Source organism: Pradoshia sp. (assembly GCF_051873915.1).
Classification (GTDB): Bacteria; Bacillota; Bacilli; order Bacillales; family Pradoshiaceae; genus Pradoshia.
This window is the reverse complement of the sequence record NZ_JBJEFJ010000142.1, coordinates 1-8132: the sequence shown is the minus strand read 5'-3', so window position 1 is coordinate 8132 and position 8132 is coordinate 1. Positions and strand designations below refer to the sequence as shown.

At 41.0% G+C, this 8132-nt stretch carries 6 protein-coding genes; all 6 read left to right on the top strand.

Annotation, left to right across the window (positions count from 1 at the left end; genetic code table 11):
* The first annotated feature begins 251 nt into the window (after positions 1 to 251).
* Entirely contained in the window at positions 252 to 1466 is a 1215-nt protein-coding gene (locus tag ACI35L_RS13005; RefSeq protein ID WP_439803063.1) for a YHYH domain-containing protein, read from the top strand.
* A gap of 584 nt (positions 1467 to 2050) precedes the next feature.
* Positions 2051 to 3496, top strand: coding sequence for a DEAD/DEAH box helicase (locus ACI35L_RS13000; RefSeq protein ID WP_439803062.1), 1446 nt, complete (start codon positions 2051 to 2053; stop codon positions 3494 to 3496).
* A 582-nt stretch (positions 3497 to 4078) separates the two neighbouring features.
* A complete protein-coding gene (locus ACI35L_RS12995) occupies positions 4079 to 6100 on the top strand; it encodes a Na+/H+ antiporter (RefSeq protein ID WP_049670170.1) in 2022 nt (673 codons plus the stop codon).
* Positions 6101 to 6194: 94 nt separating this feature from the next.
* Positions 6195 to 6599 (top strand): hypothetical protein, encoded by a 405-nt coding sequence (locus ACI35L_RS12990; RefSeq protein ID WP_049670171.1) that lies wholly within the window; start codon positions 6195 to 6197, stop codon positions 6597 to 6599.
* A gap of 171 nt (positions 6600 to 6770) precedes the next feature.
* Positions 6771 to 7775 carry an NAD-dependent epimerase/dehydratase family protein gene (locus ACI35L_RS12985; protein ID WP_049670172.1) on the top strand — a complete coding sequence of 335 codons (1005 nt, stop codon included), beginning with the start codon at positions 6771 to 6773 and terminating at the stop codon, positions 7773 to 7775.
* Between the two features lie 65 nt (positions 7776 to 7840).
* Positions 7841 to 8014: a hypothetical protein gene (locus ACI35L_RS12980; protein WP_197089906.1), complete on the top strand. Its 174-nt coding sequence runs from the start codon at positions 7841 to 7843 to the stop codon at positions 8012 to 8014.
* Positions 8015 to 8132 lie beyond the last annotated feature (118 nt).

Here is an 8132-nt window from a genome sequence, read left to right as displayed (position 1 = left end):
TGAAGCTCATGCTTGCAACAGCCTTTAAGAATACGGCGAAGCTGGAGGAAAAGGCTGCCCGTTTGCAAGAGGGCGTGAAATGATAAATGAAGAGGCACTGTGCCTCTTTTTTTATTGTCTCACGGGTAAATGTCATATGCTGAATAATTCATTTGCACTCTCTAAAATTCTAAAAAATGTAATAATATTGAATTATTTACCATTTGATAGTAATATATTTTATGTTAAAAAATGTAAAAAGAGGAGTGTATATGAAAAAGATAGCTATTCTTCTATGTTTATTATTCTTCATGACGTCAGTGGATCAGATTTTTGCCCATTCTGGAAGAACTGATTCCTCTGGTGGTCATAATTGTAGTGAAAAATCGCAAGCCAAGGGATTATGTGATGGATATCATTATCATAATGGGGGGAGTACGCAGAATAAACAAACTGAAATACCAGCAACTAATACAAAAGACAAGGATTGTACGGATTTTTCGACATATGATGAAGTAGTTGATTACTGGAATCAAAAAGGCTATTCTGCTTCCAATGATCCAGAAAACTTAGATGGCTGGGGGAATGGTGTTGTAGACGACGGAATTCCATGTGAGCCACCAGATGGCTATGATAAGACAAAAATTAATAATAGCTCGGAACAGTTAGCTTTTAAACAAAAGCGAGAGGATCAGGAAACAGGTAAAGAGGAAGGATATAATGTGGGCAAGCAGGATGGGTATTCAGGTAATCAAGAAAATCCAGATGTTTCATCTGGTTCAGAATCTTATCGAGAGAGTTACCATGCTGCTTATATAAAGGGGTATGAAGAAGGAAAGTCTAAGATTGAACAAGAAAAGTCAATAGCCTCTGAAGCTGGATATAAGTCAGGACAGGAGACAGAAACAATAAAAATTCCTGAATCATATATAAAGAATCAACTTCTAAGAAATGCCTATGAAGCTGGATTTGATAAAGCATTGTTAGAAAAGACAGCGATAAAAATAAAGAAATTAAGAAATAAAGGGTATGAAGATGGGATGCAGGATATTCAAAATCCTCCAAATAATTTAGAGGAACAATTATTAAATGCATATAAGGAAGGGTATGAAGAAGCACAAAAAGAATTACAGGAAAAATATTATAATGAAGGCTATGCAGCAGCATTTTCATCACTACAATATTCAGAACCCGAAATAAGCAGTAAGAAATTTACGAAGTGGTATAAGGAGGGATTCATCTCAAATAAAGAAGTTCAAAAAATCAAAGAAGCAGGGAAAAAACTAGGGGAATCTGGAGAAGATTATACTATAGCTAAAGAATATAAAAAAGGTGAAAACATTTTTGAATATTATTATCAAGTTGGTTATGAAAAATATGAGAAAAATCGGAAAGAGAAACAAGCTACAACTACAACAGGTATAGGTTTTATGGTTTTATCATGGCTAGGTAGAAGGTTATATATAGCTAAAAAAATGATTAGCTAGGAAGGAGACTAAGGTGAATTTATATAACAAGGTTTGTTATAAGGTTGAAGATGTTTTTGTGAAGATGTTGACAACAAAACAAGATGAATTAGTAGTTAAGGAGAAAGTTAGTCAGTATCGGATAAGTAAGGAGAATTCTAAAGATATCAATAAGTAAACTTCTGCTTATCCAGTGGTATGTCAAAGTTATTCAACATTTATTAAAGAGTATGAGATTATAGGAATTTTTTCGACCATTTTGTTATTTGGCAAAATGGCTTTTTTATTTCCTTGGCATTAATTATTGTGATTGTATTTTCAGTAGTTATGTTCACCATGTTAATTTAAAATGTTAAGTCTTGAAATTGCTTAAGCGAGAAAGTTTGACGCTGTGAAGATGATGATATGTTAAATAATTGGTCTGTTAAAGGCTAAGGTGGTTTTATAATGACAATTAGAAATAAAAGCTTATAGTTAAGGCTAAGTATATCGGTAATATAGATGCATCCCAGCAAAATCCCTGCAATTTGCGTGATATCGGGTATAATAAGGCAATACCGTTATCCAAGATGGAGAAGGATAGAAATGAAAATGAGGAAGAATACATGAAAAACATCAGTTTTAAAGATTTTCAGCTTGAAGAGTCCATTGAGCGGGCTTTAGACAGCATGGGATATAAACAGCCGACAGAGGTGCAGCAAAAGGCCATTCCGCTTCTGCTTTCAAACAAGGACGTTATTGTGAAAGCTTCAACAGGAAGCGGCAAGACAGCGGCTTATGGCATTCCGCTCTGTGAGCATATCGATTGGCTTGAGAATAAACCGCAGGCAATTGTACTGACACCTACAAGGGAACTAGCTGCTCAGGTGAAAGAAGACCTGATTAATATTGGCCGCCTCAAGCGTATCAAGGCGGCAGCAGTTTATGGAAAGCAGCCATTTGCTAAGCAAAAGCTTGAACTAAGCCAGAAATGCCATATCGTCGTCGGTACGCCGGGAAGGGTGCTTGATCATATCCAAAAAGGAACCCTGTCCATTGAAAAAATCCGCTATGCGGTCATTGATGAAGCAGATGAAATGCTGAATATGGGCTTTATTGACCAAGTGGGAGAGATTATGGATGCTTTGCCAAAACAAAGAGTTACGATGCTGTTCTCGGCAACTTTTAGCGATGATATCAAACAATTAGGCGAAACCTTTCTAGACAGCCCTGAATCAATTGATATAGAGGATACGCCCCTGGCGAAGCCTCGCATTGTCCATGAAGGCTACTTAACGGAAGAGGAGCAGAAGCTTACCTTACTAAGAGACGTAACGACGGTTGAAGGAGCAGACAGCTGCATGATTTTCTGCCGGACCCAGGAGCAGGTGGACCGCTTATTTGAAAAGCTTGCAGAGTGGGATTATTCCTGCGGAAAAATCCATGGCGGCATGTACCAGGAGGACCGTTTTGATGTGATGAACCAGTTTAAGAGGGGAGAATTTCGTTATTTAGCGGCTACCGATGTAGCAGCTCGTGGAATTGATATTGAGGAAATTTCCCATGTCATTAATTATGATTTCCCACATGAGAAAGAAGCCTATGTGCATCGTGCTGGAAGAACAGGACGTGCCGGAAAAATGGGCAAGGCTATTTCCTTTATTACTCCGCACGAGAGGGATTTGCTTGCTGAAACACAAGAGTATGCGGGCGTTTCTGTCCTCATAAAGAAAGCTCCGGAAAAGGAAGAGGTTGAAGCGGCACGGGATTCGTTTGAGCGGAATATGTTTGAGACCGAATGGAAGAAGGACAAGGGGGCAGAGCTCAATCAGGACATCATGAAGCTATTTTTCAATGGCGGAAAGAAAAAGAAGCTAAGAGCGGTCGACTTTGTTGGTACGATTGCCAAGCTTGATGGTGTGAATGCCGAGGATATTGGCATTATCACCATTGAAGATCAGGCTTCCTTTGTTGAAATCTTAAACGGAAAAGGCCCATATGTCCTCCAGGCCATGAAAAAAACAACGGTTAAGGGCAAGCGGCTCAAAGTATACGAAGCTTTTGACCGATAAGATGAAGGCTCTGATGATTCTCAAAGATTGAAGAATCATCAGAGCTTTTTTGTAGGTTCTCAAGTGCTGCTTCATCTCTTTTTGCTTTTTAAGTTTGGCTCCTTCACTGGCGTCAATCAATTGTCCAGTGATCCATCTTGCCTCCTCGGATGCGATAAAGGCACGTCCTGGCGATTAATGAGTTGACGGAATGGGGAAGCAAGTATATTGATAATTGCCAAAGAACAGCCGAAACTTGAAGACCGCCTTCCTAGCGGTCTGCCGTTAATAGGGGGCGATTGAGTGGAAAACACTAAGAGGGCATCTTATATGAGACGTTTTCGTTTTTTTGAAAGAATAGAATATCATAAATCGACTGGTGAGTATGTTCCTTTGTACGTATAACCGCTTGCTAATGGAGGCGGTTGTTTTTTGAACAAATAGTCAATCGAAAGCAGTCTTTACGATAAAAGTCGTGTAATAGGGAGGGGTGCAATGAGTAATCTTACGACTTGGGTTTTCCTGAATCGGATTTGAGGGAATGGTATAAGCGTGTATGTGGCACACTAAAGAAATGATTTGCTATGGATTGAGGGTATACTTATGGATTTATTATTATCAATTATTGTCTTATTAGTTCTTTTGTTAGTCTCAAATATTATTAGTCATTATTTGCCGATGATTCCGACCGCCCTGACACAAATCGCGCTCGGAATTTTGTTTGCTGTTTTTGTGAAGGAAATTTCCTTTGAGCTGGAAGCCGAATGGTTTCTTCTTTTATTTGTCGCTCCGCTTCTCTTTAATGATGGGCGGCGCTTCCCGAGGGAGGAGCTGTGGAGGATGCGCTGGCCAATCTTGGCCAATGCCTTTATCTTGGTGTTTTTAACAACGATAATTGGCGGTTATTTCATTCATTGGCTCATTCCATCGATCCCGTTAGCTGCCGCCTTTGCACTGGCAGCCATCCTTTCTCCTACTGATCCGGTAGCTGTGAATGGAATTGCTGAGAGAATCTATCTGCCGCCTGTCATTTTAAGGCTGGTCAGAGGAGAATCGCTTATCAATGATGCATCCGGGCTGATTGCCTTTAATTACGCTGTTGCCGCGGTTGTCACAGGGTATTTTTCACTGAGTGAGGCAGCCTTGGATTTCGTTTATGTCGTATCTGCTGGAGCAGTCTCAGGGATTATTGTCGGTTTGCTGCTTGTCGGCTTGCGCCGTTCTTTGAGGAGGCAAGGAATTGTTGACGTTACGTTTTATTCCCTGCTGCAGCTTGTATCGCCATTTATTATTTATTATGCGGCAGAGGGGTTGCTTCATGCATCAGGAGTGATTGCCGTTGTTGCTGCAGGAATCATTCACTCGAGCGTTAAAGAGAGAGCGGGAATCCGTAATGCTGATGAACAAGTCGTCACTGAACATATGTGGTCAATTATCTTATTCGTCTTAAATGGGGTTGTTTTTTTGTTGCTCGGTTTAAGCATTCCCTCGGCGATGAAGGAAACAGTGGAGAATCCGGCTATCAGTAACTGGCTGATCATTGGATATATCTTGGCTATTGGATTGGTTATTATGCTGATTCGGATGATCTGGACGTATTGTTATATGGGAATTGAATTTGTTTTATCAAAGGGAGGTACCGCTAAGCCAAGTGTAAAGGTAAGTATATTAACGGGCTTGACCGGAGTAAGAGGAGCCATCACGATGGCAGGGGTACTTTCTCTCCCTTACTTCGTTGCTAGCGGGGCTCTGTTTCCTGAACGGTCATTGACCATTATGCTTGCCGGGGGAATTATCCTGCTGACATTAGTTGCTGCGGCCATTCTTCTGCCAATGTTCAGTAAGAAAGATTCAGCAGGGAGTACCGTTCAAATACCCCCTTATGACCAATACAAGATTCGGCTGCTGTGGGCAGCAGTGAAGAAAATTGAGGAAGAAACGACGGAGGAAAATCAAGCAGCGGCTTTTGAGCTGGTTGGTGAGTACAAACGTGTGATTGAGCAAATTCGCTACGATAATCGTGAAGATGAACGAATAAATGAAATGGAGCAAGAGCTGATGGACTATCGGATCACAGGGTTGAGGACTGAACGCAAGTATTTACGTGAATGTATTAATCAAGGTCAGGTTAGTCCAGAGATTATCAGCCGCCTCCTTAAATCACTAGATTTACGTGAGGAGGTGCTTGCTCACAGTCTATTGTCCAAGGTGATGATTGTGATAGGACAGTTCAAGAGGAAATATTGGTATACGGACAGGGCGTCAGCGAATCAGGCTGATGATTATGCCAAGATGCAGGAGCTGCAAATGAATGCAGCAAGGGCTGCGATAGATAAGCTGTCTAAAATAAGGGAGAACGGGGGAGATTCAGAGAGCCTCAATGTTGTCATACGGGAATATGAGCGCTTTATCGAGAAATGGAAAAGAACGCAGACAGATGACATGCGAACGAGAATGATGCGCGATGAGCAGAAGGAAGAGCTTCGTTTTAAAGCATTAGAGGTTGAACGCTCAACTATTCAAGGCATGTATGAGGAGGGGCAAATTAATCGGGAGACAGCCAAATATTTGCGCCGCTTTATCAATGATGTAGAGAGTCTTCTGCTTCAAGAAACAGAGGAATAACAATAAAATAGAGGAAAAAGATATTCATTATTTCCTTAAAATAACGGTTTGAAAGAATGTTATTTTGTGAAAAGGAATAATGAGGGGGAATAAGGTGATAAAGATGAGAGAATGGGCTCAGCAATTAACACAAAAAGAATTTTACCGTCTTGTCCAAAATGATATTGTGGATGATTTCAGGAGTACACCAATCAGTATAGAGCATGCCTTCGATTTATACCAAGCGCATTATAAGGCGAAGGATGGAGCATGGCTTCCTCACTTTTTCATTAAAGATAAGAGAAGTGATGATTGCCTGAATTATCATTATTATGAGATTAGCGTACACCTAGCCTATAATATTTTGTACGAATATTATGTAGCTCAGGATGAAGAACCGCTCAAGAAAGCGATGCTTGCTGATAGGGTATTCAAAATCCTTGATTCTGTCCATGGTGAAGAAAAAACGCCAGTGTCCTTTTACAAGCATAAAGTAAAGGAGCTATATACCATTGTTTAGGCATGGATGGAGGGATAAGGCTTATATGGCAGGAAAAAGGGCTTTTTTGAAGTCCTTTTTTTATGGAGTAATATTGTGAAAAACTTCACAAAAATATCATATAAGTCTGAATGAGCGAGAATATAATGTGGTAAAATCAGGATATAAAGTGAAGATAAGGGGTGTGTGTATATGAGGATATTCATGATTGGCGGAACAGGCTTAATAGGATCAGAGGGAGCGAGAGCATTGATAGAGCATGGACATGAGGTTTCAACCTTGTCCCTGCCGCCCGTGCCGGCAGGAAGTATGCTGCCGGACGAAATGAAGATTGACTTCGGGAATTATATGGAGATGACAGATAAGGAAATCAAGGAAAAAATGTCGGGCTGTGAGGCATTTGTGTTTGCGGCAGGTGTTGATGAGCGCATCGAGGCAAACTCTCCTGTTTATGATTTTTTCAAAAAGCATAATATCGATCCACTCTATCGTTTTCTAACGATTGCTAAGGAGTGCGGCGTCAAGCATGTCGTTGTTCTTGGTTCCTATTTCAGCTGGGCTCACCGCACGATGCCTGAATTGGATTTATATAAGCATCATCCGTACATACGGAGCCGTGTTGACCAAGCGGAGATGGCGCTAACATTCGCTGATGAATCTATGAGTGTGGCTATTCTTGAAATACCGTATGTGTTTGGCAGCCAAGAAGGAAGAAAGCCAGTTTGGGTGTTCCTTGTTGAACAGATCAAGAATATGAAGGGGGCAACGATGTACCCTGAGGGCGGTACAACAATGGTGACGATACGGCAGGCCGGGCAGGCAATCGCCGGTGCAGTTAAAAATGGCTTAAATGGTCAGTATCCGGTTGGCTATTATAATATGGAATGGTCAGAAATGCTTAGCATCATGCATAAATATATGGGCTGTGAGAATAAAGAGATTATCGTGATTCCGAAAGATTCCTATATAAAAGCAATGGAAGCAAAGGGAGAAGATGAGCGAATAAAGGGAATAGAAAGCGGCTTGGACACAGCAGAATTTGCGAAGGTATTTACAAGAAAGTTGTTCATGGACCAAGACGTCGTGAGCCCATTGGGAATGGAGCCTGATGATATCGAGAAAGCCATCGGAGATTCTGTCCGTCTCTCCATAGAAATCTTGGAAGGAAAAGCTGACGTAATTGATATGACAGTATAACCATTGCTCGCTCTTTCATGCTTTTGTTCTATAATAAAGAGAAGAGAGTAATAGGAGGGAAGCAAATGAGATGCGGAGCAAAATGCTTCCTCGTTGAGATAGAGGCACAGGGTGAAAAACAAATGATGCCCATTACCGCACGGACACCTGCGGAGGCACGTAAAAGAATCCGCCTGGAATATGGAACCGAAGCCAGTATCCTTTCGGTAAAGGAAGAAAAGAAACCATCGAATGCATAAGGCATAAGGCGAGATCCTTTGTCGCAGGCTGAACGAAGAAACACTCCCTGTTTATTGGGGAGTGTTTTTTATTGTTTATGAGCAAGTATGTTTCAAATGGAATCATCAACCAATCTGG

Bases quoted from the DNA above. Each gene is read 5' to 3' on its own strand.
- ACI35L_RS12980 (WP_197089906.1), top strand. From the start codon at position 7,841: ATGAGATGCGGAGCAAAATGCTTCCTCGTTGAGATAGAGGCACAGGGT.
- ACI35L_RS12985 (WP_049670172.1), top strand. From the start codon at position 6,771: ATGAGGATATTCATGATTGGCGGAACAGGCTTAATAGGATCAGAGGGA.
- ACI35L_RS13000 (WP_439803062.1), top strand. From the start codon at position 2,051: ATGAAAAACATCAGTTTTAAAGATTTTCAGCTTGAAGAGTCCATTGAG.
- ACI35L_RS12995 (WP_049670170.1), top strand. From the start codon at position 4,079: ATGGATTTATTATTATCAATTATTGTCTTATTAGTTCTTTTGTTAGTC.
- ACI35L_RS13005 (WP_439803063.1), top strand. From the start codon at position 252: ATGAAAAAGATAGCTATTCTTCTATGTTTATTATTCTTCATGACGTCA.